This is a genomic window from Variovorax sp. LARHSF232 (genome assembly GCF_052871435.1).
Genome location: NZ_JBIXJS010000004.1, coordinates 1 through 25,113 on the forward strand (window position 1 = coordinate 1; position 25,113 = coordinate 25,113).

The 25,113-nt window shown below is 68.9% G+C and carries 23 protein-coding genes; 8 read left to right on the forward strand and 15 right to left on the reverse strand.

The features are described from left to right. The 3 genes from ACIPRI_RS12190 to flgL form a co-directional block, all read left to right on the forward strand. Positions 1-350, forward strand: a 350-nt coding sequence (locus ACIPRI_RS12190) for a methyl-accepting chemotaxis protein (RefSeq protein ID WP_446621715.1), incomplete at its 5' end; no start/stop codon positions are given. 90 nt (positions 351-440) lie between these two features. Continuing rightward, positions 441-2,405: a flagellar hook-associated protein FlgK gene (gene flgK, locus ACIPRI_RS12195; protein ID WP_446621716.1), complete on the forward strand. Its 1,965-nt coding sequence runs from the start codon at positions 441-443 to the stop codon at positions 2,403-2,405. Positions 2,406-2,445: 40 nt separating this feature from the next. Next, positions 2,446-3,657 carry a flagellar hook-associated protein FlgL gene (gene flgL, locus ACIPRI_RS12200; protein ID WP_446621717.1) on the forward strand — a complete coding sequence of 404 codons (1,212 nt, stop codon included), beginning with the start codon at positions 2,446-2,448 and terminating at the stop codon, positions 3,655-3,657. Between the two features lie 6 nt (positions 3,658-3,663). Here the strand turns inward: flgL and ACIPRI_RS12205 are convergent, their stop codons facing one another. Next, positions 3,664-5,808, reverse strand: a complete 2,145-nt coding sequence (locus ACIPRI_RS12205; RefSeq protein WP_446621718.1) for a glycoside hydrolase family 3 N-terminal domain-containing protein — start codon at positions 5,806-5,808, stop codon at positions 3,664-3,666. Positions 5,809-5,922: 114 nt separating this feature from the next. Between ACIPRI_RS12205 and ACIPRI_RS12210 the strand changes: the two genes are divergently transcribed. Genes ACIPRI_RS12210 through ACIPRI_RS12225 form a run of 4 tightly spaced genes read left to right on the forward strand, consistent with a single transcriptional unit; the run spans position 5,923 to position 12,641 of the window. Next, complete coding sequence (locus ACIPRI_RS12210) at positions 5,923-7,236, forward strand: glucoamylase family protein (protein WP_446621719.1); 1,314 nt, start codon at positions 5,923-5,925, stop codon at positions 7,234-7,236. After that, the gene (locus tag ACIPRI_RS12215) at positions 7,226-8,602 is read left to right on the forward strand and encodes a glycoside hydrolase family 15 protein (protein WP_446621720.1); all 1,377 of its coding nucleotides are present in this window, start codon (positions 7,226-7,228) and stop codon (positions 8,600-8,602) included. The genes ACIPRI_RS12210 and ACIPRI_RS12215 overlap by 11 nt, the downstream gene beginning before the upstream one ends. After that, on the forward strand, positions 8,599-10,362 hold the full coding sequence (locus ACIPRI_RS12220) for an ABC transporter ATP-binding protein/permease (protein WP_446621721.1): 1,764 nt from the start codon (positions 8,599-8,601) through the stop codon (positions 10,360-10,362). Before ACIPRI_RS12215 ends, ACIPRI_RS12220 begins: the two co-directional genes overlap by 4 nt. Beyond that, entirely contained in the window at positions 10,359-12,641 is a 2,283-nt protein-coding gene (locus tag ACIPRI_RS12225) for a CocE/NonD family hydrolase (RefSeq protein ID WP_446621722.1), read from the forward strand. The genes ACIPRI_RS12220 and ACIPRI_RS12225 overlap by 4 nt, the downstream gene beginning before the upstream one ends. A gap of 4 nt (positions 12,642-12,645) precedes the next feature. Here the strand turns inward: ACIPRI_RS12225 and ACIPRI_RS12230 are convergent, their stop codons facing one another. The 14 genes from ACIPRI_RS12230 to fliF all read right to left on the reverse strand — a co-directional run bounded on the left by ACIPRI_RS12230 (position 12,646) and on the right by fliF (position 24,425). Then, positions 12,646-13,083, reverse strand: a complete 438-nt coding sequence (locus ACIPRI_RS12230) for a hypothetical protein (protein WP_446622091.1) — start codon at positions 13,081-13,083, stop codon at positions 12,646-12,648. A 158-nt stretch (positions 13,084-13,241) separates the two neighbouring features. Continuing rightward, on the reverse strand, positions 13,242-14,036 hold the full coding sequence (fliR, locus tag ACIPRI_RS12235; protein WP_446621723.1) for a flagellar biosynthetic protein FliR: 795 nt from the start codon (positions 14,034-14,036) through the stop codon (positions 13,242-13,244). Between the two features lie 15 nt (positions 14,037-14,051). Continuing rightward, positions 14,052-14,321: a flagellar biosynthesis protein FliQ gene (fliQ, locus tag ACIPRI_RS12240; protein ID WP_446621724.1), complete on the reverse strand. Its 270-nt coding sequence runs from the start codon at positions 14,319-14,321 to the stop codon at positions 14,052-14,054. Further along, entirely contained in the window at positions 14,318-15,067 is a 750-nt protein-coding gene (fliP, locus tag ACIPRI_RS12245) for a flagellar type III secretion system pore protein FliP (RefSeq protein WP_446621725.1), read from the reverse strand. The genes fliQ and fliP overlap by 4 nt, the downstream gene beginning before the upstream one ends. Then, entirely contained in the window at positions 15,064-15,441 is a 378-nt protein-coding gene (gene fliO / locus ACIPRI_RS12250) for a flagellar biosynthetic protein FliO (protein WP_446621726.1), read from the reverse strand. The genes fliP and fliO overlap by 4 nt, the downstream gene beginning before the upstream one ends. After that, on the reverse strand, positions 15,438-15,866 hold the full coding sequence (gene fliN, locus ACIPRI_RS12255) for a flagellar motor switch protein FliN (protein ID WP_446621727.1): 429 nt from the start codon (positions 15,864-15,866) through the stop codon (positions 15,438-15,440). The genes fliO and fliN overlap by 4 nt, the downstream gene beginning before the upstream one ends. After that, positions 15,859-16,851, reverse strand: a complete 993-nt coding sequence (fliM, locus tag ACIPRI_RS12260) for a flagellar motor switch protein FliM (RefSeq protein WP_446621728.1) — start codon at positions 16,849-16,851, stop codon at positions 15,859-15,861. Before fliM ends, fliN begins: the two co-directional genes overlap by 8 nt. A gap of 27 nt (positions 16,852-16,878) precedes the next feature. Continuing rightward, on the reverse strand, positions 16,879-17,355 hold the full coding sequence (locus ACIPRI_RS12265) for a flagellar basal body-associated FliL family protein (RefSeq protein WP_446621729.1): 477 nt from the start codon (positions 17,353-17,355) through the stop codon (positions 16,879-16,881). A 371-nt stretch (positions 17,356-17,726) separates the two neighbouring features. Continuing rightward, positions 17,727-19,031, reverse strand: a complete 1,305-nt coding sequence (locus ACIPRI_RS12270; protein WP_446621730.1) for a flagellar hook-length control protein FliK — start codon at positions 19,029-19,031, stop codon at positions 17,727-17,729. 14 nt (positions 19,032-19,045) lie between these two features. After that, positions 19,046-19,501 carry a flagellar export protein FliJ gene (gene fliJ / locus ACIPRI_RS12275; RefSeq protein ID WP_446621731.1) on the reverse strand — a complete coding sequence of 152 codons (456 nt, stop codon included), beginning with the start codon at positions 19,499-19,501 and terminating at the stop codon, positions 19,046-19,048. A gap of 13 nt (positions 19,502-19,514) precedes the next feature. Next, on the reverse strand, positions 19,515-20,939 hold the full coding sequence (gene fliI / locus ACIPRI_RS12280) for a flagellar protein export ATPase FliI (protein WP_446621732.1): 1,425 nt from the start codon (positions 20,937-20,939) through the stop codon (positions 19,515-19,517). Continuing rightward, a complete protein-coding gene (gene fliH / locus ACIPRI_RS12285; RefSeq protein WP_446621733.1) occupies positions 20,932-21,723 on the reverse strand; it encodes a flagellar assembly protein FliH in 792 nt (263 codons plus the stop codon). Before fliH ends, fliI begins: the two co-directional genes overlap by 8 nt. Beyond that, entirely contained in the window at positions 21,710-22,705 is a 996-nt protein-coding gene (gene fliG, locus ACIPRI_RS12290) for a flagellar motor switch protein FliG (RefSeq protein WP_446621734.1), read from the reverse strand. The genes fliH and fliG overlap by 14 nt, the downstream gene beginning before the upstream one ends. Further along, the gene (gene fliF / locus ACIPRI_RS12295; RefSeq protein ID WP_446621735.1) at positions 22,698-24,425 is read right to left on the reverse strand and encodes a flagellar basal-body MS-ring/collar protein FliF; all 1,728 of its coding nucleotides are present in this window, start codon (positions 24,423-24,425) and stop codon (positions 22,698-22,700) included. Before fliF ends, fliG begins: the two co-directional genes overlap by 8 nt. A gap of 286 nt (positions 24,426-24,711) precedes the next feature. Between fliF and fliE the strand changes: the two genes are divergently transcribed. Continuing rightward, complete coding sequence (gene fliE / locus ACIPRI_RS12300) at positions 24,712-25,041, forward strand: flagellar hook-basal body complex protein FliE (RefSeq protein WP_446621736.1); 330 nt, start codon at positions 24,712-24,714, stop codon at positions 25,039-25,041. Positions 25,042-25,113: the final 72 nt, after the last annotated feature.

Sequence of the window (25,113 nt, forward strand, 5' to 3'; positions counted from 1 at the left end):
ACCTGGCACAGCGCTCGGCGGCAGCGGCCAAGGAGATCAAGGGGCTGATCGACGACTCGGTGGGCAAGGTGCAGGCCGGCACCTCGTTGGTGGGCGAGGCGGGCCAGACCATGCAGGAGATCGTGGGTAGCGTCAAAAGGGTGACCGACATCATGGGCGAGATCACGGCGGCGAGCCAGGAGCAGACCTCGGGGATCGAGCAGATCAACCAGGCGATCACGCAGATGGACCAGGTGACGCAGCAGAACGCGGCGCTGGTGGAAGAGGCTGCGGCTGCGGCGGCCTCGCTGCAAGAGCAGGCTGGCGGGCTGGTGCGTTCCGTCAGCGTGTTCAGGCTGCAGGCGGCTTGAGGCATCGGGGCGCGCGCCTTCAGATCAGCGCGCGCCTGCCGATATATCCATCAAGAGAACTCCTTTTCACCAACACATCCCTGGAGCCCCATGTCCGGCAACATCTTCTTCACGGGCCTGAGCGGCCTGGCCGCGGCGCGCGCCGCGCTGATGACCACGGCCCACAACACGGCCAATGTGCACACGGCAGGCTACAGCCGGCAGGTGGCCGAGCTGACGACCGGCTCGCCGCTGGCCACCGGCGCGGGCTATTTCGGAACGGGCGCGGTGGTCAGCACGGTGTCGCGCAGCTACGACCGCTACCTCACGGCCCAGCTGGCCGCGGCCGATTCCTCGGCGCAGGCGCTGGCCACCTACGGCTCGCAGATCAACCGCATCGACACCTTGCTGGCCGACCGCACCTCCGGCCTGACGCCCTTGATGCAGAGCTTCTTCGATGGGGTGCAGGGCGTGGCCAACGCGCCGGCCGACCCGGCGGCTCGCCAGCAGCTGATCAGCGCGGCGCAGGCCATGGCCAACAAGTTCCGCGCCACCGACAAGTATCTGAACGACATGAACACGTCGGTCAACGACCAGATCGTCGGCAGCGCCTCGCAGATCAACACCTATGCCACGCAGATTGCCAGCCTGAACCAGCAGATCAGCCAGTTGAGCGCCATGGCCGGCGGCCAGCCGCCGAATGACCTCCTGGACCAGCGCGACCAGATGGTGGCCGAACTCAGCAAGATCGTGGACGTGAAGGTGCTGGAGACCGACGGCGGCAAGTACAACGTCTTCATCGGCAACGGCCAGTCGCTGGTGATGGGCGACCGCGCCTCGGCCGTGCAGGCCGTGGTGTCGGCAACCGACCCGACGCGCCGCGCCATCGCGCTGACCGGCCCTGCCGGCAACCTGGTGGAAGTGGCCGACAGCGTGTTCAGCGGCGGCTCGCTCGGCGGCCTGATGGCCTTTCGTGCCCAGACATTGACACCGACGCAGAACGCCATCGGCCGGCTGGCGATGGCACTGGGCGATGCCTTCAACACGCAGCATGGCCTGGGCGTGGACCTGGGCGGCGCCTTGGGGCAGGACTTCTTCAGCCAGGCCCAGCCGGGCGTGTTCTCCAGTACGCGCAACAGCGGAGCCATGGTGCTGGCGGCCAGCGTGACCGACACCGGGCAGCTCAGCACCAGCGACTACAACGTGCAGGTGAAGGACGTGGCGGGCACGCTCACCTATTCGGTGACGCGGCTGTCCGACAACCAGGTGGTGGCCACTTCCACCGGCTTTCCGATCGACTTCGACGGCGTGAGCCTCGCGATCGGCAGCGGCACGGCCAATGCCGGCGACTCCTTCCTGGTGCAGCCGACCCGCACCGGCGCACGCGACCTCGACGTGCTGGTGCGCGACCCGTCCAAGGTGGCGGCGGCCTCGCCGGTGATCACCGGCAAGGGCAGCGCCAACCAGGGCACGGGCAGCATCGGCGCCGCCACCATCGGCGCCGGCTATCCGGCCACGCCGCTGGCCGGCACCGTCACCCTGAGTTTCGATGGCGGGGCGGGCACCTTGTCGGGCTTTCCGGCCGGCTCGGCCATCAGCGTGACCCTGCCCGACGGCACGGTGAACAACTACCCGGCGGGCAGCAGCGTGCCCTACACCGAAGGCGCGGCGATCAGCTTCGACGGCATCACGGTGAGCCTGAAGGGCGCGCCGGCGACCGGCGACACCTTCACCCTCGGCGAGAACGTGGCCGGCGTGTCGGACGGCAGCAATGCACTACTGCTGGGCGCACTGCAGCGCAAGGCGCTGATGGGAGGCGGCACGTCCACCTTCAACGGCGCCTATGCGCAGCTGGTGAGCGAGGTGGGCAACCGCGCGATGGAAGTCAAGGTGGCCGGCGCCACGCAGGACAGCATGGTCACGCAGATCAGGGCGAGCCAGCAGTCCATCTCGGGCGTCAACCAGGACGAGGAGACCGGCAACCTGCTCATGTACCAGCAGATGTACCAGGCCAACGCCAAGGTGATCCAGACCGCGTCGGCGATGTTCGACGCCATCCTGGGCATCCGCAGCTGAGCCTGACGACGGCGACAACCCCATTCACGGAGTCAAGAAGATGCGCATCAGCACCCAATCCTTTTTCGAGCAGAGCCAGTCCGCCATGGGCTCGCAGCAGCTGCAGCTCTTTCGCACGCAGCAAAAAATAGCCACCGGCAGGAACTTCCTGACGCCTTCGGACGACCCGGTGGGCGCGGCGCGCGCGCTGAACGTGAGCCAGGCCCTGGCCGAAAGCTCGCAGTACGCCGCCAGCCGCAGCCAGGCCATGGCCCTGCTCACGCGCGAGGAAGATGCCTTGAAAGGCGCGGCCACAATCTTGCAGAACGTGAAGCAGCTGACCGTGCAGGCCGGCAACGGCACGCTGTCGGACGCCGACCGCGCGTCTCTCGCCACCACCATCCAGAGCAGCCTCGACCAACTGGTGTCGCTGGCCAACACCGACGACGGCAACGGCCAGTTCCTGTTTGCCGGCTACAAGAGCGGCAGCGCGCCTTTTGCGCTGCAGGCCGGCGGCGGCTACCAGTACGTGGGTGACCAGGGCCAGCGGCTGATGCAGGTGGACGTGGCGCGCCAGATGCCGGCCACCGACGACGGGCGCAGCGTGTTCCAGTCGGTGCAGGGCAGCGCGGGCTACGTGGCCTCGGCGGCTGCCGCCAACACCGGCACCGGCGTGTTCGGCCCGGCCCGCGTGACCGATGCCACCGCCGCCGGCTACGGCAAGGACTTCAGCATCAGCTTCGCGGGCGGCAACTACACCGTCTCGACGCAGGACACCCCGCCGGCCGTGGTGGCGAGCGGGGCCTTCTCTGCAGGCACGCCGATCAGCTTCGGTGGCCTGCAGATCAGCATCACCGGCGCGCCAGCCGATGGCGACGTGTTCGACGTCTCCACCGCCAGGAACGCAGGCACCGACATCTTCGCCGCCATCGGCGAGCTGGTCGGCGCGCTCAACAAGCCCCTGACGGGCGGCGGCGCCGACGCCCAGGCCGAGTTGCTCAATGCGCTGAGCACCGCCAACGTGAAGCTCACCAACGCGCACGACAACGTGCTGACCATCCGCTCGTCGGTGGGCTCGCGCATGAACGAGCTGGATGCGCTGAATGCCGGCGGCGCGGCGCGCCAGCTGATGGACAAGAGCTACCTGTCCGAGATCGAGGATCTGGACTACTACGCGGCGCTGTCCGAGTTCACCCAGCGTCAGACCGCATTGCAGGCGGCGCAGCAGACTTTTGCGAGCCTGGGCGGAATTGCCCTGTTCAAGTACCTCTAGGCGTTTTCAACACAACTCGATGACCTGGCGCAGCAGCCCCGACTCTTCTGCACTCGGCCCGACCAGGATCTCGACCTCGCCCGCCTCGAATAGGGGCTGCAGGTCCGGCCCGAGGTAGCGCAGCTCGGCCGCCGGCAGCGCCAGCGTCACCGTGCCGGCCTCGCCGGGCTCGAGGCGCAGCTTCGCGTAGCCCTTGAGCTCCAGCAGCGGCCGGGTGACGCGGCTCACCTTGGCGCGGATGAACAGGAAGACAGTCTCTTCGCCCTCGCGCGCGCCCGCGTTGCGCAGACCGACGGTGATCCGGAGGGTGTCCTGCTCGCTCACCCGTTGCGGCTCGACCTGCAGCGCGTCATAGCAGACGCGGCCGTAGCCGAGGCCATGGCCGAAGGCATACAGCGGCGTGTTGTCGACATCCTGGTACTTGCTCGTGTAGTAGTCGGCGGGATTGATCGGCCGGCCGGTGGGGCGCTGGCCGAAGTAGATCGGCACCTGCCCGACGGCGCGCGGCCAGCTCATCGGTGTGCGGCCGCTCGGCGATACGCGGCCCATGACCACGTCGGCGATCGCGTGGCCGGCTTGCGCGCCGAGGAACCACGCAGCCAGCAGCGCATCGGCGTGTTCGGCCAGCCAGGGGACGACCAGCGGGCGGCCCGAAAACAGGATGGCGATGACGGGGATGCCGAGCGCGTGCGCGCGGGCCGTCACCGCTTCGGCCAGCGCCTGCTGCCGGCCGGGAAGAGCGGGCGTGGCGCGGCTCGCGGCCTCGCCGCTCATCGTGGCACGCTCGCCCAGGCACAGCACCACGGCGTCGGCGCCGTCGCACAGGGCGACCGCCGCTTCGATGCCGCTGTCGTCGGCACTCTCGATGGCGACACCGGGTGCATGGCGGATGTCGGCCTGCGGCAATGCGGCGCGCAGGCCGGCCAGCACGCTGACGGCTGGCTCGTGTTCGCCGGCACCCCACCACGGCCCCTTCATCTCGGTGCTCGCGTCGGCCAGCGGGCCGACGACGCACAGCGCCTTCGCCGCCGCCGGCAAGGGCAGGGCGTCGCGCTCGTTCTTCAGCATGACGACGGCCCTGCGCCCGACGTCGCGCGCCAGTGCGTGCCGCTTCTCGATGACCGCCGCGGGCTCCGGTGTGCTGCCGCGGCGGTAGGGGTCGTCGAACAGGCCGAGTTGCTCCTTGAGACGCAGCACGCGGCGCACGCAGGCGTCGATTTCTTCGATCGTCACCCGGCCCTGCTCGAGCGCGATCGGCAGGCCCTTGCGATAGGCGTCGGCCATCATGTCGATGTCGACGCCGGCCTTCAGCGCCAGCACCGCGGCATCGACCAGATCGGCGGCGACCCCGTGCTTGATCAATTCCGCGATCGCGTTGTAGTCGCTCACGATGACGCCGTCCCAACCCATCTCGCCGCGCAGCCAGTCGCGCAGCAAGGGGATGTGCGCCGTCATCGGCACGCCGTTGAGATCGGTGAAGGCCGGCATCAGCGTCGCGACGCCGGCGCGCAGCGCCGCGGCGAAGCCCGGCAGATGCACTTCGCGCAGAGTGCGCTCGGAGATGTCCACGGCGGCGTACTCCCGTCCCGCGTTGACCGCACCGTAGGCGACGAAATGCTTGGCGCAGGCGGCCAGCGATTCGGCCGACGACAGATCGGTCCCCTGGAAGCCGCGCACCTTGGCCTGGGCAATGCGCGCGTTGAGCCAGGGGTCTTCGCCCGGGCCTTCCGCGGTGCGGCCCCAGCGGGGATCGCGCGACACGTCGAGCATCGGCGCAAAAGTCATCGCCAGGCCTTCGGCCGCGCCTTCGCACGCGGCCTCGTGCGCCGTGCGCTCCCAGATGGATTCGTCGAAAATGCCTGCCTCGGCGAGCGGGATCGGAAAGAGCGTGCGATGGCCGTGGATGATGTCCAGGCCGATCAAGAGCGGAATGCCAAGCCGTGACTTCTCGACGGCCAGCCGCTGCATCTCGTGCGCGGGCCCGGCGCCGACCATGTTCAGCAGATTGCCGATGGTGCCGTCGATGATCGACTGCGTGGAGTCTCCCGCGATCACCGGCCCGGTGACCGTATAGCCGGCGGCAGTCATCGTGAGTTGGCCCAGCTTTTCGGATAAGGTCATCTGGGCGATGAGGGTGTCGATGCGGCTCATGGAAGACTTCGATGCGGGAACCCAAGGGAGTTCAATGATGGCATGCTGTGGGGCCATCGGCCGCATGGTGCCGACTCGACTCGATGAAACCAAACGTGACGACAGGAGCCGTTCGTGTTGAAGGATGACAGGACCCCGAGGGCACTGGCGGCCCTGCCCGATGAAGCCTTGATCGACGCGGTGCAGCGTCAGACCTTCCGCTATTTCTGGGACGGCGCGGATGCCGCCAGCGGCCTGGCGCTCGACCGCCGCACGCTGGGCGAACCCGCAAACGACGACAAGGCCGACCACAAGGTCGACCACAAGGTTGCTATCGGCGGCTCGGGCTTCGGCGTCATGGCCCTGATCGTCGCGGTCGAGCGCGGCTGGGTCACGCGAGACGCCGCCTTGCGTCGCCTCGCGCGCATGCTGGACGCCCTGTTGCGCGCCACGCGCTACCACGGCGCCTTCCCGCACTTCATCGACGGCGCCAGCGGCGCCACGATCCCGATGAGCCCAAAGGACGACGCGGCCGACCTGGTCGAGACCTCGTTCCTCGTCATGGGCCTCCTGTGCGCGCGCCAGTACTTCAACGAGGACACGGCCGCGGTGCGGCAGCTGCGCGCCGACATCGACACGCTGTGGCAGGGCGTCGAATGGGACTGGTTCACGCAGGGTGGACGGGATGTCTTGTACTGGCACTGGAGTCCGAAGCACGGCTGGGCGATGAACCATGAAGTGCGTGGCTGGAACGAGTGCCTCGTCACCTACCTGCTGGCCGTGGCCGCGCCGCGCCATGCGGTCGATGCGCGCATCTACCACCGCGGTTTCGCCGCCGGGGACGGCTTTCTCAACGGCCGGTCCTACCACGGCATCGAGCTGCCGCTGGGCATGCCCTACGGCGGCCCGCTGTTCTTCACGCACTACTCGTTCTGCGGCCTCGATCCGCACGGCCTGAAAGACCGCTACGCGGACTACTGGGATCTGAACTGCCGCCACGTGCGCATCAACCGCGCGCACTGCATCGCCAATCCACAGGGCCACAAGGGCTACGGCGAATCGTGCTGGGGCCTGACTGCCAGCGATGACCCCGACGGCTACCTGGCGCACGCCCCGGACACCGACAACGGCACCATCTCGCCGACGGCCGCGCTGGCCAGCCTGCCGTATGCGCCCACCGAGGCGCTGCAGGTGCTGCGGCATCTGCTCACCACGCATGGCACGCGCTTGTGGCAGGACTACGGTTTTGTCGATGCCTTCTGCGAACGGCGCGGCTGGTTTGCCAAGACCTTTCTCGCCATCGACCAGGCCCCGATCGTCGTGATGATGGAAAACCATCGGACGGGCCTTTTGTGGAAGCTGTTCATGAGCGTGCCCGAAGTGCAGGCGGGGCTGCGCGCCATGGACTTCAGCAGCCCGCATCTGGGCTCGACCGCGCGTGACGACTAGCCAGCAAGACCTGGCCTTCGAGTCCTGGCTCGAACAACAGCTGGGCCATTCGGCGAGCGCGATGCTGGCCAGCATCTCGCCGGTGGGGATCGTCAAGCACCGCCCGGGCTTTGGCCAGACCGTGCGGCCGATCGCCGGCGCCATTGTCGCCTCGCCCGTGCTGGGTGACTGGAAGCCCGAACCGGACTACTTCTTTCATTGGTTCCGCGACTCCGCCGTCGTCATCGATGCATTGCGGCTGCTCCACGTCGAGGGACGCATCGGCGACGAAGCCTTGCAGCACCTGCGCGACTTCACCCGTTTCAGCCTTGGCTTGAACCGGCTCGATGGCCGCGTGGCTGCCGCGGTGCCGGACCGCAGGGCGCACGTGGCGCCCGACTTCCTGCAGTTCCTGCGCGAGGACGATGACCTCGCGCGCGCGCACGGCGATGGCGTCGTTGCCGAGACGCGGGTGAACCCCGACGGCACGCTCGATGTCTCCCGATGGGCGCGCCCCCAGCACGACGGGCCGCCGCTGCGCGCGCTGGCGTTGCTGCGCTGGGTGGCCGGCGGGCAGCTCGACGCGCCCCTGCTGGCGGATCTCAGCGCCCTGATCCGCTTCGACCTCGGCTTCACGCTGCGTCACTGGCGCGAGCCCTCCTACGACATCTGGGAGGAGGAAAGCGGCCATCACTACTACACGCTGCGCATCTCGGCGGCCGCGCTGGCCGAAGGCGCGGCATGGCTGCAGGGCCTGGGCGATACGACGCAGGCGCAGCGCTGCCGGGAGGCGTCGCGGGCCGTACTGAAGCTGCTCGACGGCTACTGGGTCGGCAAAGATGCCGCGGGCTACTACCGTTCGCGCGGGCTGGCGGACGACAAGGCCAGCCCGAAGGCGCTGGACATCGCGGTGATCCTGTCGGCAATCCATAGCGCCGGCAGCGGGGCCACACAGACCACCCACAGCGAGGCCGATTCACGCATGCAGGCCACGCTGGCGCAACTCGAAGCGCTGTTCGATGCGGCCTATCCGATCAACCACGGCCGTCCCACAGGCCGTGGCCCGGCGATGGGCCGCTACGCCGGCGACGTGTACTTCTCGGGCGGCGCCTACTACTTCTCGACGCTCGGCGCCGCCGAGTTCTGCTTTCGCGCAGCCGCGGCGCTGGCGGGCGGCGATGCGCGCCACTGGTTCGAGCGCGGCGACGCCTACCTCGCCACCGTGCGCGCCTACACCCCGGCCAGTGGCGACCTGTCGGAGCAGTTCGACCAGCGCAGCGGCGCGCAGACCTCGGCCAGGCAACTGGCCTGGAGCCACGCCGCCTTCATCTCGTGTGTCTGGGCGCGCCGCGTCGCGACCGAACGCCAGGCGCTACAGCAGCCATGAGCGCGTCTTCGCCGACCCATGCCGAGCCGGCCATGAGGACCGGCGTCATCCGCCAGGTGCGCGAACTGCTCGGCGCCTTGCGCGTGTCCGTGGTCGGGAAGACGCTGGCCGCACTGGCGGGCGGCATTTTCGTGGTGATCGCGATCACGGCCTACGGGCAGATCGAGCTCAATCGCTGGAACCAGCCCTTCTATGACGCGATCTCGCGCCGCGACGTGGGCGACTTCATCATGCAGCTGGGCATCTTCGCGGTGATCGCGGGCGGGCTGCTGGTATTGAACGTCGCGCAGCGGTGGCTGGTCGAAACCCTGCAGCTGAAGCTGCGCGAGGCCATGGTCACCGACCTCGTGGGCCTGTGGCTGCAGCCGCGCCGGGCGTTCTGGCTGCAGGGCAGCGGGCCCATGGGCGCGCATCCGGACCAGCGCATGCACGACGACACGCTGAAGCTGTGCGATCTGTCGGTCGGCCTTGGCGTGGGCCTGCTGCAGGCAGCGATGCTGTTCGGCAGCTTCGCAAGCGTGCTGTGGGTGCTCTCCAAGGACTTCAGCATCTTCTGGGACGGCCAGGACCACCCCATGCCGGGCTTCATGCTGTGGGCCGCCATGGTCTACGCGATCGGCGGCTCGCTGATGACCTACTGGATCGGCAAGGGCCTGGTCTCGCGCAACGCCGAGCGCTATGCGCGCGAAGGCGAATTGCGCTTCTCGCTGACCCGCATCAACGAGCATCTCGACGGCATCTCGCTGGCCGGCGGCGAGGCCGACGAGAAGCGCCGCGTCGCCATGCATCTGGGCGACGTCCTGCAGGCCACATCGCGCGTGGTGCTCGGGCTGACCAACCTGACCTGGGTCACCGCGGGCTTCGGCTGGGTCACCGTCATCGCGCCGATCCTGGTGGCCGCACCCCTTTACTTCTCGGGCAAGGTTTCCTTCGGCGGCCTGATGATGGCCGCCGCTGCCTTCACGCAGGCGCAGTCGTCACTGCGCTGGTTCGTCGACAACTTCAGCCTCATTGCCGACTGGCGCGCCACGCTGCTGCGCGTCGCTGGCCTGCGCCAGGTGCTGGCGACCGATCTGGAGGCGCAACCGGGCGGCAGCCGGATCGCCTACGTGGAGGGCGAAGCCGGAACCTTCGCGATCGAAGCGCTCGAGGTGCGTGCCTGGGCCGGCCACGACCGGCTGGACGCCGAAAATCTCGTCGTCCACGCCGGCCAGCGCCTGCTGATCCTGGGCACGCCGGGCACCGAGAAGACCTTGCTGTTCCGCGCGCTCGCCGGCCTGTGGCCCTGGGGGTCCGGCAGCGTGCGCCGTCCGCGCGGCGAGACGATCCACTACATGCCGCGCGGCACGCCTTATCTTCCGCGCGGCACGTTGGCCGAAGCGCTGTCGTATGGGGTGGAACCGTCGATCCATTCGAGGCAAGCCATGCTGGACGCACTCGCGAGCGTCGGCCTGCAACGGCTGGAGCCCTTGCTGAACAAGACGGGCCGCTGGGAGCGCGAGCTCAGCATGGACGAGCAGCTGCGGCTGGGTTTTGCCCGCGTGGTGCTGCAGGCGCCGCACTGGCTGGTGATGGACGAAGCCTTCGGCGCTTTCGACGATGACACGCTCGAGCTCATCATCGACGTGCTGACGGCCAAGCTCGCGCACACGGGCGTCGTCCACATCGGCTCGGCTGGCGAGGCACACGGCCGGCTGTTCACGCAGGTGGTGCACCTGGTCAAGGCGCCGAACGCGCCGCCCGAGGATCTGCGGCCATGAAACACCCTGTGCACCTTCGTGCCGTGCGTCGCGCCCTCGTGCTGCTGGTGCTTTGCCTGCCGGCCTGGGCCTGGGCGCTGGATTTCGGCTTCCGTGCACCGCGCAACCCCGACGACCCCGCTGCGGTGGACGTGATGCGGGACCTGGCGCAGCGCATCGTGCCGGTCTACAAGGAGGCCGACACCGATGTCTTCCTGGCCAACGTGACCGCCTTGCAGATCGTCGGTGGCGCCTACCGCGCGGCCGCCGACAGCAACAAGTCCCTGCGCGGCCGCCAGCAAGGCAAACCGTTCGACGCCCTGGCCGAGCGGGCGATCCTCGATGGCATCTATGCGCATGCGCGCGCGATCGAGGCGAACGAGCGCCTGGCGTTTGCCAAGGCCTACGCGCGCTCGTTCCAGGAGCTGGTGCCGCCGCTCGACAACGCGCAAGCCGCGGCCGTCATGGCGCGGCTGGCGACGCCGCCGGCGGTGTACAGGGAGCCGGTCCGCCAGGCCTTCGACCGCTGGCGCGGGAAGGGCAGCGTTCCGCAGGCCGACGCCGTGGCGCTGGTGCGCACCTGGCTTGCGTACGAGTCGCGCCGCAGCTTCGCCGCGCTGCTGCCCGAGCTGATCGCGGCGGAAAATCGCAGCCGCTACATGGCGGAGGCCGACGTGCGGATTCCCGTGCGTGGGGGCGCCGTCATCCATGCCAACGTGGTGCGGCCGGGTGGCGCGAAAGGCGCGCTGCCGGCGCTGCTGCGCTTCACGCTCGATCCCGCCGAAGATGACGCGCAGCGCAGCGCCGTCAAGGGCTACGTCGGCGTCACGGCGTATGTGCGAGGGCGCACGCCAGACGGCCAGGGCGCCGTGTGGCCCTTCGTTCGCGACGGCGAAGATGCCGCGGCCGTCATCGACTGGATCGCCCGGCAGCCGTGGAGCGACGGCCGCGTCGGCATGCTTGGCGACGGTTATTCCGGCTACGCCGCCTGGGCTGCTGCGCGCAGGAAGCCGGCGGCCCTCAAGGCCATCGCCACGATCGCGCCGATGGCGCCGGGGATCGACTTCCCGATGGCCGGACAGATCTATCGCAACAGCATGGTCCGCTGGGCGCAGGCGCACGCGATTGCCGGGGCGCCGCAGGCCGACGCCTACGCCGATGTCGACCCGGACGAGAGCTGGCAGGCGCTCGACGCCCTCTGGTACCGCGGCGATCGCCCCTACTGGGATGTGGACCGCGTGCTGCTGGGCAAGCGCAGCAGGCTGATCCGGACCTGGCTGACGCACCCCAGCCACGATCGCTACTGGCGCAAGTTCCTGCCGTCGGCGGAGCAGTTTGCACAGCTCGACATCCCGGTGCTTGGCATTGCCGGCTACTACGGCGCGCAGGCCGGCGCGCTGTACTTCCACAACGAGCATCGCCGCAACCGGCGCGAGGCCGACACGACGCTGCTGATCGGCCCCTACGACGCGGCCTCGATCCGGCTCGGCACGGCCCCGCAGCTGCGCGGCTACACGCTCGACCCCGCCGCACGCGTCGATCTGCCCGAGCTGCGCTACCAATGGTTCGACCACGTCTTCAAGGGCGCGAAAAAACCCTCGCTGCTGCAGGACCGCGTCAACTACCAGGTGATGGGCGCCGATCAGTGGCGCCATGCGCCGGCGCTCGAAACGCCGGATCGCAGCCGGTTGCGCCTGTACCTGGACACCCGCAAGCGCGACGGCCCGCACGGCTTGTTGCCCTCGCCGGCCGAAGGTGGCGGCAACGCGCGGCTTGCGGTCGATCTGGCCAATCGCCGCGACGCACGCATGCCGTGGCCGGACGCACTGCGCACGAAGCAGCTGCAAACGCGCAACAGCATCCGCTTCGTCAGCGACCCGCTGCCAAAAGACACCGAGATCGACGGCAGCCTGCGCGGCGAGTTCGACATCACACCCTCGCGGCAGGACGTGGACCTCAGCGTCTCGCTGTACGAACTGACGGCGAGCGGCGACTACCAGCTGCTGTTCGAGCCCTACGACTTCCGCGCCAGCTATGCCGGCCACCGCGTGCATCGCCGGCTTCTGCGGGCCGGCGAGCGCCAGATGCTTGCCTTCACCGCCGAGCGCGCGACCGCCCGCAAGCTTGCGGCGGGCAGCCGCATCGTGCTGGTGGTGGGCATCAACAAGCGCCCCGACCGGCAGGTCAACTACGGCAGCGGCAAGGACGTGAACTCGGAGACCATCGCCGATGTGAAGCGGCCCGTGCGCGTGCGCTGGCACGAGCGCAGCCACATCGAGATCCAGACCGGCACACCCTGATGGCTCACTTCTTCATGGCCTTGATGTCGGCCTTTCCCTTCGCCTCTTCAGCCTTGGCCTCCTTCACGCACGCGGCCTTGGCATCACCCTTCTGCTCGTCGCATTTCTCCTTGGCGACGCCGTAGACGGCCTCCACCTTGGCCTCGGCGACCTTGCGCGCATTGCTGTCGCTGGGCTTGCGCTTCTGGTCGAGCTCGGCCTTGGCAATCTTTTCCTTGCCCTTGGCTTCCTCGATGCAGATGTCCTTGGCGTTGTCTTTCATGGCGTCGCACTGAGCCTTGGCGGCCTTGTAGTCGGCTGCGATCTTGTCGCGGTCGGCCAAGTAGGCGGCGTCGGCTGGATCGAGTGTCCCGGGGGGCGGGGGTGAGCTGACCTGCGCCCTGGCCTGAACGGCAACCAGGCACGCCGATGCCATGGCGAGCATCAAAAACGTCTTCTTCATGATGGTCTCCTTGACGCCGACACGGTCTAAGGAGCCCGATGTTCCTGCTTGAGCTTCGGCGTCTTCGTCAATGTAGAAATAGGCCGAACCCTGCGAACGTAGGATGTCCCATCGAGCGGCTGTAGGTACATGCCGATGCGTGAGAAGGATCGCAAGCTTCAAGGCCGCAGCAACTGCGCAAAGCGGGCCAGGGTGTCAAGGCCGCCCGAAAAGCGCGGCGCCAGAAACGCCCCCAGTTGCGGCATCAGCAGTTGCAGCATGCCGATGCCCGCCAGCAGGGTCAGCGGGAAGCCCACCGCAAAGATGCTGAACTGCGGCGAGGCCCGGTTCAGGATGCCCATGGCCAGGTTCAAGGTGAGCAGCGCCGTCACCAGGGGCAGCGAGAGCATCAGGCCGGTGCTGAAGATCTGGCCGCCGGCCAGCGCCAGCACCATCCACCCTTGGGCCGCCAGGGGCGCGTCGGCCACCGGCAGGATGTGAAAGCTCTGGACCAAGGCCGCCACCAGCAGCAGGTGCCCATCCACGGCCAGGAAGATCAGCATCGCCAGCATGTTCAAAAGGCGCGCCACCACCATCGTGCTGCCGCCCCCCATGGGGTCGAAGAAGGAGGCGAAGGACAGGCCCATCTGCAGGCCGATGTATTCGCCGGCCGCCATCACCGCGGCAAACACCATGCGCATGACCAGGCCCATGGCCCCGCCGATCAGCACCTGTTGCACCAGGATCCAGACGCCGCCGGCCGAGACCACCGGCGTATCGGGCATCGGCCCCAGCGTGGGGCCCAGCACCACGGCCAGCAGCGCGGCGATGGCCACCTTGGTGCGCCGCGGCACCCACGATTCGCCGAAGATCGGCGCCGTGCTCACCAACGCCAGCATGCGAACGAAGGGCCACAAGAAGGCCGCCATCCAGGCGGCCCATTGCACCGAGTTGACCGTGAAGACCGGCGCCATGAAAACAAGCGGGCGTCAGCCGATCAGCTGAGGGATGCTCGAGAAAAGCTGCCGCATGTAGTCGAGCAGCTGGGCCAGCATCCAGGGCCCGGCCAGCACCAGCGTGACGAATACGGCCAGCAGCTTGGGGATGAAGGACAGCGTGGCCTCGTTGATCTGCGTGGCCGCCTGGAAGATGCTGATCACCAGGCCCACCACCAGCGCCACCAGCAAGAGCGGCGCGCCCAGCAGCAGCGTGACCTGCATCGCCTGGCTGCCCAGGGTCATGACGGATTCGGGGGTCATGATGGATAGAAACTTTCCGCCAGGGCGCCGATCAGCAATTGCCAGCCATCGGCCAGCACGAACAGCATCAGCTTGAAGGGCAGGGCGATGCTGGCCGGCGGCACCATCATCATGCCCATGGACATCAGCACGCTGGCCACCACCAGGTCGATGATGAGAAAGGGAATGAAGATGGTGAAGCCGATCTGGAAGGCCGTCTTCAGTTCGCTGATGACGAAGGCGGGCAGCAGGATGCGCAGCGGCACTTCCTCGGGGCCCTGCATCTCCGGCGCCTTGGCCAGGCGGGCGAACAGGGCCAGGTCGGTCTCGCGCGTCTGCTTGAGCATGAAGGCCTTGAAGGGCTCGATGCCGCGCTCCATCGCCTTCTCGGCGCTGATCTTGTTGGCCGAGAAGGGCTGGTAGGCCTCGGTGTAGACCTTGTCGAACACCGGCGACATCACGAAGAAGGTGAGAAAGAGCGACAGCCCCACCAGGATCTGATTGGGCGGCGAGGACTGCGTGCCGATGGCGGTGCGCAACAGGCCCAGCACGATCAGGATGCGGGTGAAGCTGGTCATGCACAGCAGGAGCGCCGGCAGGAAGGACAGCGAGGTCAGCAGCAGCAGGGTCTGCACGCTCAATGACCAGGTCTGGCTGCCGCCGGGGCCGGGCGTGGCGATGACGCCTGGCAGGGCCTGGGCCCACAGGCCGGACGGCAGCAGCAGCAAGGAGGCGCCCGCCAGGGACAAAACGATGCGGCGCGTCATGGCGTTGTGCGGCTTCGCGCCTTGCCGGTGAGCGATTGGCGCAGCAGATGCGAGAAGGAATGCGCGAGCGGCATCGCCGGCTGCATCGCCGCCTGGTGCATGGCCGCTGCCGCGGGCAGCGGTTGCGGGGCCATGGTGTGCAGCAGGCTGACCTGCTGGGCCGTGACGCCCAGCACCAGCCAGCTGCCGGCCACCTCCACCACCACCACGCGCTCGCGCTGGCCGACCGCGGTGCTCGAAATGGTCTTTACCAGCTGGCCGCCGCCCAGGCGCTGCAGCCCGAAGCGCCGGGCCAGCCAGGCGCACAGGAAGATCAGGCAAAGCACCAGGCCCATGCCCAGGCCGGCCTGTGCGAGGCTGCTCACAAGGCTCATGCGCGGCTCAGCTTCTGCATGCGTTCCGAGGGCGTGATGATGTCGGTCAGGCGGATGCCGTACTTCTCGTTGACCACCACCACCTCGCCCTGGGCGATCAGGTAGCCGTTGATCAGCACGTCCAGCGGCTGGCCGGCCAGGCCGTCGAGTTCCACCACCGAGCCCTGGGACAGCTGCAGCAGGTTCTTGATGGTGATGCGCGTGCGGCCGATCTCGGCCGTCAGCTGCACGGGCACGTCGAGCACGCGCGCGATGTCGACCGGGGCGCTGGGTCCGGCCGCCTTGTCCTGCAGCGGTTGGAAGACCTGGTTGGCGGCCGGCGCAGGCACGGGCGGCTGGGCCACTGGGGCGGAGGCGGCGGTCTGCTCGGCCAGCGCGCTCGCCCAGTCGTCCACGTCGTCGGCGATGGTGGTGTTGTCAGTCATGTTCCTTGCTGTCCTGAGGGGTGATCATCTGTTCCACGCGCAGGGCGTAGCGTTCGTTGGAGACGCCGAAGCCGCACTCCATCACCGGGATGCCGTCGACCTTGGCAACGACGGTGGCGGGCAGCTCGATGGGCAGCACGTCGCCCACCTGCAGCCGCATCACTTCGCCGATGCTCGAGGGCAAGGTCACGAAGTCGGCCACCAGCTCGACGTCGGCGCTTTGCATCTGCTGCGACATCTGCTTGATCCAGCGCTTGTCGACCTCGACCTGGTCCTGCATGGGGTTGGACAGGAGGTCGCGGATCGGCTCGATCATCGAATAGGGAATGCACACGGTGAGGAAGCCGCCCACCGGCCCGAACTCGATCTGCAAGGTGGTGGTGATCACCACCTCGTTGGGCGCCACGATGTTGGCCAGCTTGCCGTGCATCTCGGCGCGCACGTAGTCGAAGTCCAATGGGTAGACCGGCTGCCAGGCCTGCCCGTAGCAGTTGAGCGAAAGATCCAGCAGGCGCCGGATGATGCGCTGCTCGGTGCGGGTGAAGTCGCGCCCTTCCACGCGCACGTGGTAGCGGCCGTCGCTGCCGAACAGGTTGTCCACCACCAGGAACACCAGCTTCGGGTCGAACACGAAGAGGGCGGTTCCGCGCAGCGGCTTCATGTGCAGCATGTTGATGTTCGCCGGCACCGGCAGGTGCCGCACGAACTCGCCGTACTGCTGGATCTGCACCGGCCCGACCGAGATGTCGGGGCTGCGGCGCATGAAGTTCAGCAGGGCGCCGCGCAGGTGGCGGGCAAAGCGCTCGTTGATGACCTCCAGCGTGTGCATGCGGCTGCGCACCACGCGGTCGGGCGCACCGAGGTCGTAGGCGGGCAAGCCGTCCTGCGGCGCCGCGGCGCTGGCCGACTGGTCGACCGCGCCGTCGGTGACGCCGCGCAGCAGCGCGTCGACCTCGTCCTGCGAGAGGACTTGTTCATAGGCCATGGATCTCTCGTCGTCCCGAGGGCTGGCTTACTGCACCACGAAGGTGTTGAACGCGACGCTGGTGATGCCTTGGGGCGGCTTGGCGTCGCCGAGCGGGCGGTTCAATTCCGCCAGGATCTCCTCGGCCAGCCTGGCCTTGTCCTCGGTGGTGACGAGCGATTCGGGCTGGCGGTTGGACAGGAGCAGCAGCGCGCGGCTGCGCAGCTCGGGCATGAATTCGACGATCTGCGCCTTGGCCTGCTCGTCGCGCACCTTGAGCGCCACGCCCACGTGCAGGAAGCGGCTGCGGCCTTCGGTCTGGACGTTCACGGTGAGCGGCTCGAGCGTCACGAAGATGGGCTTGTCCAGTGCTTGCGCGGCAGCTGGCTCCGGCGCCGCCGGCTGCCCGCGCACGACGGCGAAGGCGGCCAGGGCGACAGCGCACAGGCTGACGGCCACGAGGGCCGCGATCAGCAGCTTTGGCGAGCGGGCGGGAGGGGTCGCAAGGGTGGGGCTGTTGGCCATGGTTTCGCTGAAATTGGAGTGCAATCGATTCTTGGCGAAGGACGCCCGATGCGAACGATCGATCAGGCGGGAAAAAGCGCTTCAGATCCGGGGATTGCGCGGGCGCGGGCCTGTTCACACTATTTACGGGGATCGCGTTGGCCGGCATTGGGGCTGGATGCAAGGCGCCCGCGCGCAGCAATGCTGAAGCATTGCAAGCGCGGGCAACGCCGCAGACGGCCCCAATGCGGGCCAACCCGAAGGGAAGGCATGTCAAAGCGGCCAACTCCGCGTTGCACGCCTTGTGTGTGCCGACGCACACACTGCGTCGTGCGCCTTGATTTGTCCGCTTTGGCATGCCTTCGCGACCCCGTAAATAGTGTGAACAGGCCCTAGGCAAAGGTATCCACGCCGCCGGCACGTGCGCGGGCGTTGTGCTCGGCCCGCGTGCTCGGCAAGGCCTCGGCGGCACCGGCCAGGCGCGGCGCTGCGCTCGATCTGCGCGCTGCCGCTGCGTCGAAGCCGGATTCGCGGTCCGCTGCTTGCTGTTGCTGCTGCTGCGTGCCCGCATCGACCGACGCTTGCCCCAGGCTGATGCCCTGGTCGGCCAGCTGGCTGCGCAATTGGGGCAGCGCGGCCTCGATCACCTTGCGCACGCTTTCGTGGGCCGACACGAACAGGGCCTGCGCCTGGTTGTCGCCCAGCGTCAGGCTGATTTTCAAGGGGCCCAGGCCGGCCGGGTTCAGGTTCAGCTCGGCCACGTGCTCGCCGCTGGCGCTCATGCGGATCATCTGCTGGCCGACGGCGGCGCCCCAGGCCTCGCTGCCGACCGGCGGTTCCACGGTGAGCACCGGGACATGCGCGGGGGCGGCGGGAGCAGGCGGCGTGTAGCCGGCGGTGGCCATCGCCGGTGCCAGGCCGGTCAAGGCTGGCGCTGGCGCGATGGAAGTCGAGGGCGTGGAGGCGGATGCCAGGGAGATGTCCTCATGCTCGGCTGGCTGCGATGCCGCTGCATCGGCCGCTTGCTGGACGATGGCGGTGGGCGAGGGCGTTGCTGCTGCCTTGCCGGATTCGGCAACGGCCTTGCCGGGCGCTGGCGCGGGCGTCGTTGCCGAAGATGCGGCGGCAGGTGGCAGTGCAGCAAGCACGGTCGGAGCCGCGCCCTCCGTGCCTCTGGAAGCCGGTGCCTCTGGCTTGCCGGCCTCGGTGCGGCCGGCCGCGCCGGGCAGCTTGGGTGCTGCTTCATCGACTTGCGCTGCCTGAACTTCGGCCTTCAGCGCGTTGCGTGCCTCGTCGCCGGATGGCTTGGCCCCAGCGGCGGCCAGCGGGTCTTGCGGCAAGGGCGCTGCCGCCTCTTGTGCTGCAACGCTTGCCGCTGCGGCGTTGCCTGGCGTTTCGAGCGGCGCAGCGCGTGGCGAGGTGGCCAAAAAGGCGGGCGTAAGCAGCGCGATGGCCAGCAGTTCGGCCGGCGAGTGTTCCTTGTCGCCCGAAGCGGCGATGGATTTGCGGCGCGGCGGCTGGGCGGCCGACGTTTCCTCGGACTTGTCGGACGCCCTGCTGCCGCTGCGCGAGCGTGCCAGCGCCGCGCCGAAGTCCTCGCCCGAACGCGCCTGCGCGTCGCGCGCAGAAGAAGAGGCAGCCTGGGCGGCGGCAGGCGTGGCGGACGCCACCACGGGAAGGGAAGCAAGAGAAGTCATGTTTTCTTTGGGTGTCAAGTCGCCGCGCTGGCGCTGCGCTCGAAGAATTGGCGGGACGCGCGTTCGTCGCTGTCGCGCTGTTCGCGCTTGGCCTCGCTCATCAGTTCCTGCCGGCGCAGGCGTTCGGCCAGGGTGTCGAAGGAGCTCTGGCGGCGCTTGTGCTGCTGCCATTCGCCGCGGCCGTGCTCGAGCCGGCTGGCGGCCTGGCGCGCGATGGCGCGCTGCTGCTCGATGGCGCCGTCCAGCGTGCCCAGGAAGTCGCGCCAGTTGAACCACTGCGAGTTGGAGACGCCGTTCTGCATCAGCGCTTGCAACTGGTCGTGGTAGTCCTGCCGGTACTGCAGCAACAGGCTCAGCTTCTGGTCGGCGCTCAGTTGCGCGCTTTGCAGATGGCCGAGCCGGCGGGCCGCGTCATCGGTCCTGTTGCGGGCCAGCTCGATCAGGGTGTCGAGGGGAAGCTTGCTGGGCATGGCGTTGGTTCTCCTAGCGAGCCGGAGCCGGCTCGAACAGGCGGTTCAGGTGCGCGATCGAGGCGTCGTAGTCGGCGCGCTCGTGCATGCCTTGCTGCAGGAAGGCCTCGATGCGCGGATAGAGCGCGATGGCCTGGTCCAGCTGCGCGTCGTGGCCGGCTGCGTAGGCGCCGACGCTGATCAGGTCGCGGTTGCGCTGGTAGCGCGACAGCGTCTGCTTGAAGCGCCGCACGGTACCTTCCTGCGCTGGCTCGATCAGCGCGGTCATGGCGCGGCTGATCGAGGCTTCGATGTCGATGGCCGGGTAGTGGCCGGCTTCGGCCAGGCTGCGCGACAGCACCACGTGGCCGTCCAGGATGGCGCGTGCCGCATCGGCGATCGGGTCCTGCTGGTCGTCGCCCTCCGACAGCACGGTGTAGAAGGCCGTGATCGATCCGCCACGCCCGTTCGCATCGCGCGCGCCATTGCCGGCGCGCTCCACCAGCGCGGGCAGCTTGGCGAAGACCGAGGGCGGATAGCCTTTGGTGGCCGGCGGCTCGCCCACCGCCAGCGCGATCTCGCGCTGCGCCATGGCGTAGCGGGTGAGCGAATCCATGATGAGCAGCACGTCGCGCCCCTGGTCGCGAAAGTACTCGGCCAGGCAGGTGGCATAGGCCGCGCCCTGCAGGCGCAAGAGCGGCGAGTTGTCGGCCGGCGCCGCCACCACCACCGCGCGCGCCAGGCCTTCCTCGCCCAGCGTGTTGTCGATGAAGTCCTTGACCTCGCGCCCGCGCTCGCCGATGAGGCCCACCACGATCACCTCGGCGCTCGTGTAGCGCGCCATCATTCCCAAGAGCACGCTCTTGCCGACGCCCGAGCCGGCGAACAGGCCCATGCGCTGGCCGCGGCCCACCGTGAGCATGGCGTTGATGGCGCGCACGCCGACGTCCAGCACCGAATCGATGGGCGCGCGCGTGAGCGGGTTGATGGGCGGCGCCGACAGCGTCACCTGGCGCTCGACGTCCAGCGGGCCGCGGCCGTCCAGCGGCCGGCCGGCGGCATCGACCACGCGGCCCAGCATGCCTTGTCCTACCGGCAGGCGCTTGGTATGGACGCCGCCGGACTGGCCGACGGCCGCTGCGCCGGGGCGCGCAAAGACGCGCGCGCCCGGCAGCAGGCCAGCCACTTCGCTTTGCGGCATCAGGAAGAGACGATCGCCGGCGAAGCCGACCACCTCGGCCTCCGCGTGGCGCTGCGGGTAGCCGGGTGGCAGCTCGATCAGGCAGTCGCTGCCCACCGGCAGCTGCAGGCCCACGGCCTCCAGCACCAGGCCGACCGCGCGCGTCAGCCGGCCGGAGCTGCTGGTGGCAACGCGGCGCGCGACCTCGCCGCGCGCCTGCAGCAAGGCCTGCTGCCAGGCCTGCAGGTGCGGGTTCTCGCTTGACGCGGTGTCAGGCATCCGGCGCCTTTGGCTCGCGGCCGAGCGCGGCGGTCACGCGTTCCCAGCGGGTTTCCAGGGTGGCGTCGATCTCGCCGGCGGCGCACTGCACGCGGCAGCCGCCGCGCGCCAGGCTCTCGTCGGCGCGCAGCTGCCAGCCGGCGGCTTCCAGTTCGTTACCCAGACTGTTCTTCACCAGTGCGATGTCCTGCGGGTGCAGCAGCAGGCGCGGCTCGCCCTGCAGGGCCGGCTCGGCGCCCAGGAGCTCCTGCACCAGTGGCAGCAGCCAGCCGGGCTCGGCGCGCAGGCTCTGGTGGATGACCTGGCGGGCCACGTCGAGGGCCAGCGCGAGCACTGCATCGCCCACTTCGTCCTGCGCGCGCCGCAAGGCCTCGGGCCATGTGCGCGCGAGTTCGCGCAACTGCTCGGCCTGCGCGCTGGCCAGGGCCAGGCCTTCGGCCAGTCCCTCGGTGCGGCCTGCCGCCAGCCCGTCGGCGTGGCCCTGGGTCCAGCCTTCGCGCCGGCCCTCGGCCTCGCCGGCGGCGCGCGCTTCGAGACGGATGCGCGCGAGCAGCGCCGGGTCGACGGCGGGCGCGGGCCGCGGCGCCACACCTGGCGCCATGCCTTCCGGTGGACGCGGCGCGCTCGCCGCCGCGCGCCTGCCGGGCGCCCCGGCCAGCGCCTGCATTTCGAAGCGCTGCCAGGCGGACTCGGCCGGAGCCGACGGCCGCGCGGCCGATGACGCGTAGGCGGCCGCCAGCCGGCTGCCGGCCGCGAGCGGGGTGGGGCGCTTAGACGAAGTCATCGGTGCCCGGGGCGGCAATCACGACCTCGCCGGCATCGGCCAGCCGGCGCACCACCTGCAGGATGGCCTTCTGCTCGGCCTCGACCTGCGACACGCGCACCGGCCCGCGCAGCTCCATGTCCTCGCGCAGGGTCTCGGCGGCGCGCTGCGACATATTGGAAAGGAACTTCTCGCGCAGCTCCGGCGGCGCGCCCTTGAGGGCGATGATGAGCGAATCGGCCTCGATCTCCTTGAGCAGGCGCTGGATGCCGCGGTCTTCCAGGCCGAGCAGGTTCTCGAACACGAACATCTCGTCGATGATGCGCTGGGCCAGGGCCTCGTCGTGCTCTCGCATGTGCGCAATCGCCTCCTGCTCCTGGTTGGTGCTCATCAGGTTGACGATCTCGGCCGCGGTGCGCACGCCGCCCAGGCGGCTGCGCTTGAGGCCTTCGCCCGACAGCATTTCGGTCAGCACCTCGGTCAGCTCGTTGAGCGCCGCCGGCTGCACCCCGCCGAAGGTGGCCACGCGCAGGATCACGTCGTGGCGCAGGCGCGTCGGCAACTTTTCCAGCACTTCGGAGGCCTTCAGGCGATCCAGGTGCACCAGCAGGGTGGCCAGGATCTGCGGATGCTCGTCGCGGATCAGCTCGGCCACCTCGCCGGCCTCCAGCTCGTTGAGCCGCTCGATGCCACCGCGCGGCGCCTCCGGCTGCAGGATGTCTTCCAGCAGGTTGCTGGCGCGCTCGTCGCCCAGCGCCTTCTGCAGCACGGCGCGGATGTAGCTGCCCGAACCCAGGTGCAGCGCCGACAGCTGCTCGGTCTCGGCGCGGAACTCGGCCAGCACCCGGGCCAGCTCGTCGTTGGACACATGGCTGACCTTGGACATGGCCAGGCCGAGCGACTGCACCTGCATGGTGGGCATGTGCGCCAGCGCGGCGGCGGCATGGTCTTCGCCCAGCGCCATCAGAAGGATGGCGGCCTTGCGGTTTCCCGGTTCATTCATGCTTGTTCATCCAGTGCTTGATCAGCGCGGCGACCAGGCGCGGGTCCTGCTGCGCGACCTGTTGCGCGTACTCCAGATCGGCCCGCTGGCGATCGGATTCGCGCAGGCGCAGCGCCTCTTGCGCGGCCGATGGCAGCTGCTGACCGCCGGCGTCGAGCGGGGCCGTCGGCAGGGTCGGCACGGCGGCCGCCTGCTGCAGCGCGTTCTGCCGGCGCAGCATGGGCCGCAGCACGGCCAGCCAGAGCATCAGCGCCAGCACGCCGATCAGCAGATACTGCCCCAGGCTCTTGCCCAGTTCGATGTTCTCGCGCTCGCGCCAGAAGGGCAGCGCGGGCGCCGCCGCTTCGCGCTCCAGTGCAAAGGGACTGTTGACGACGTTGAGTGAATCGCCGCGCTCCTGGCTGAAGCCCATGGCCTCCTTCACCAGATTGCGCACCTGGTCGAGTTCGGCCGCGCTGAGTGCGCGCGCGGCGGGCTTGCCGGCCGCGTCCGGCTCTTCCTTGTTGTTCACCACCACCGCCACCGACAGGCGCTTGACGCCACCGGCGCTCTGCTGCACGTGGCGGATGGTGCGGTCGAGCTCGTAGTTGGTCGTGACGTCCTTGCGGGCGCTGCTCGGGCCGGCGGGTGTGCTCGGCGCGGCGGCTGCCGGCGCCTGCGCGGCGCCGGGTGCCCGCGCACCGGCCGCCGCACTGGGCGCGCCAGCCGGCGCATTGAGGGGCGCGCTCGGGTTGGCCGGCGGCTGGTTCGACAAGGCGCCCGGCACACCGCCCGGCGGCGTGCCGCCTTGCTGGTTCGATTCGCTGGACTGCTGGCTGCGCACGGCCTTCGCGGCAGGGTCCTGGTTGGGCCGGAACTTCTCGTCGGTGTGCTCGACGACGGCGAAGTCGATGTCGGCCGCGACCTGGGCGCGCACATTGCCGGCGCCCAGAATGGGTTGCAGGATGGCCTCGATGCGCCGCACGTAGTTCTGCTCGATCTCCTGCGCGTACTTCAGCTGGCTCACATCCAGTCCGTGCGCGCCGCTGTTGGCGGCCGACAAGAGGTTGCCCTTCTGGTCCACCACCGTCACGCTCTTGGGCGCAAGCTCCGGCACGCTGCTGGAGATCATGTGGACGATGGCACTGACCTGGCCTTCGTCAATGCTGCGCCCGCGCTGCAAGGTGAGGATCACCGAGGCGGAAGGCTTCTTCTGCTCGCGCACGAACAGGGTCGACTTGGGCAGGGCCAGGTGCACGCGGGCCGATTCCACCGAGCCGATCGATTCGATGGAGCGCACCAGTTCGCCCTCCAGCGCGCGCTGGTAGTTGACCTGCTCGGTGAACTGGCTGGTGCCGAACTTCTGGTTGTCCATCAACTCGAAGCCGACGCCGCCGCCCTTGGGCAAGCCCTGCGCGGCCAGCTTGAGGCGCACTTCCGGCACCTTGTTGCCCGGCACCAGGATGGCGCCGCCGCCCTCGGCGAACTTGTAGGGCACGTTCTGCTGCTGCAGCGCCGCGATGATCGCCCCGCCGTCGCGGTCGGTCACGTTGGTGTAGAGCACCTTGTAGTCGGGCGCTCGGCTCCACAGCACGAAGGCCGCGGCCGCCGCCGCCAGCGCCGCGCCGCCCACGATGAGCGGCAGCTTGGGCTGGACGCGCAGGCGCTCGAGCAGCGGCAGCGCCGCCGGCAGCATGGGCGCGGGCAGGGCCGCCGTGCCGGCGGTGGTGGTTGCGCTCATGCGAGGTAGCCCATGCGCTTCGTGGCCGAAATGGGAAGGCGAAGTCGTCGTTGTTGCGGAGAGTTCATGCCTGTGGGCCGCTGCAGGAAACAGCTGGCGCCTTTGTCTTGGTCGCGGTCGATTCTGCGAAAGCCGCCCCTTTTTCGATTGGCCGAATAGCCGGGGCTTTTGCCCTCAGTTGGCCCCATGCGCCAGGGGGTGCCACGGTTACGCTGAACAGACGACAGGCGCGCTTGAGCGCTCCTGTGCCACCTCCAAACCATCAGCCAGAAAGAAGGATTCCTCCATGTCGATTGCGGCCATTGAGTCCGTGTTGCAGCAAATGCGTGCCAATGCGCTCCAGGCGGGCAGCGGCCCGCGCCCCGCCGGCGGCCCCGCCGACGGCGCCGAGGCAGGCGGCTTCGCTGCCGAACTGCGCCAGTCCCTGAACCGCATCAACGGCATGCAGCAGCACGCCTACGGCCAGGCCGAAGCCTTCGAACTCGGCAAGAGCGGTGTGGCGCTGAATGATGTGATGGTCGACCTGCAGAAAGCCAACGTGGCCTTCCAGACCGGCCTGCAGGTGCGCAACCGCCTGGTGGCCGCCTATCAGGAAGTGATGAACCTGCCCGCGTGATGGCACGTGAGGTTGTGGATCAGCGGCACCGCACGGAACTTTCTTCAAGCACTGCCCTAAATGTTTGGAAAG

Bases quoted from the DNA above. Each gene is read 5' to 3' on its own strand.
- fliP (WP_446621725.1), bottom strand. From the start codon at position 15,067: ATGACGCGCCGCATCGTTTTGTCCCTGGCGGGCGCCTCCTTGCTGCTG.
- fliH (WP_446621733.1), bottom strand. From the start codon at position 21,723: ATGACTTCGTCTAAGCGCCCCACCCCGCTCGCGGCCGGCAGCCGGCTG.
- fliQ (WP_446621724.1), bottom strand. From the start codon at position 14,321: ATGACCCCCGAATCCGTCATGACCCTGGGCAGCCAGGCGATGCAGGTC.
- ACIPRI_RS12220 (WP_446621721.1), top strand. From the start codon at position 8,599: ATGAGCGCGTCTTCGCCGACCCATGCCGAGCCGGCCATGAGGACCGGC.
- flgL (WP_446621717.1), top strand. From the start codon at position 2,446: ATGCGCATCAGCACCCAATCCTTTTTCGAGCAGAGCCAGTCCGCCATG.
- ACIPRI_RS12205 (WP_446621718.1), bottom strand. From the start codon at position 5,808: ATGAGCCGCATCGACACCCTCATCGCCCAGATGACCTTATCCGAAAAG.
- fliM (WP_446621728.1), bottom strand. From the start codon at position 16,851: ATGGCCTATGAACAAGTCCTCTCGCAGGACGAGGTCGACGCGCTGCTG.
- fliN (WP_446621727.1), bottom strand. From the start codon at position 15,866: ATGACTGACAACACCACCATCGCCGACGACGTGGACGACTGGGCGAGC.
- fliE (WP_446621736.1), top strand. From the start codon at position 24,712: ATGTCGATTGCGGCCATTGAGTCCGTGTTGCAGCAAATGCGTGCCAAT.
- fliJ (WP_446621731.1), bottom strand. From the start codon at position 19,501: ATGCCCAGCAAGCTTCCCCTCGACACCCTGATCGAGCTGGCCCGCAAC.
- fliR (WP_446621723.1), bottom strand. From the start codon at position 14,036: ATGGCGCCGGTCTTCACGGTCAACTCGGTGCAATGGGCCGCCTGGATG.
- fliF (WP_446621735.1), bottom strand. From the start codon at position 24,425: ATGAGCGCAACCACCACCGCCGGCACGGCGGCCCTGCCCGCGCCCATG.
- ACIPRI_RS12265 (WP_446621729.1), bottom strand. From the start codon at position 17,355: ATGGCCAACAGCCCCACCCTTGCGACCCCTCCCGCCCGCTCGCCAAAG.
- fliI (WP_446621732.1), bottom strand. From the start codon at position 20,939: ATGCCTGACACCGCGTCAAGCGAGAACCCGCACCTGCAGGCCTGGCAG.
- ACIPRI_RS12270 (WP_446621730.1), bottom strand. From the start codon at position 19,031: ATGACTTCTCTTGCTTCCCTTCCCGTGGTGGCGTCCGCCACGCCTGCC.
- fliO (WP_446621726.1), bottom strand. From the start codon at position 15,441: ATGAGCCTTGTGAGCAGCCTCGCACAGGCCGGCCTGGGCATGGGCCTG.
- ACIPRI_RS12225 (WP_446621722.1), top strand. From the start codon at position 10,359: ATGAAACACCCTGTGCACCTTCGTGCCGTGCGTCGCGCCCTCGTGCTG.
- flgK (WP_446621716.1), top strand. From the start codon at position 441: ATGTCCGGCAACATCTTCTTCACGGGCCTGAGCGGCCTGGCCGCGGCG.
- fliG (WP_446621734.1), bottom strand. From the start codon at position 22,705: ATGAATGAACCGGGAAACCGCAAGGCCGCCATCCTTCTGATGGCGCTG.
- ACIPRI_RS12230 (WP_446622091.1), bottom strand. From the start codon at position 13,083: ATGAAGAAGACGTTTTTGATGCTCGCCATGGCATCGGCGTGCCTGGTT.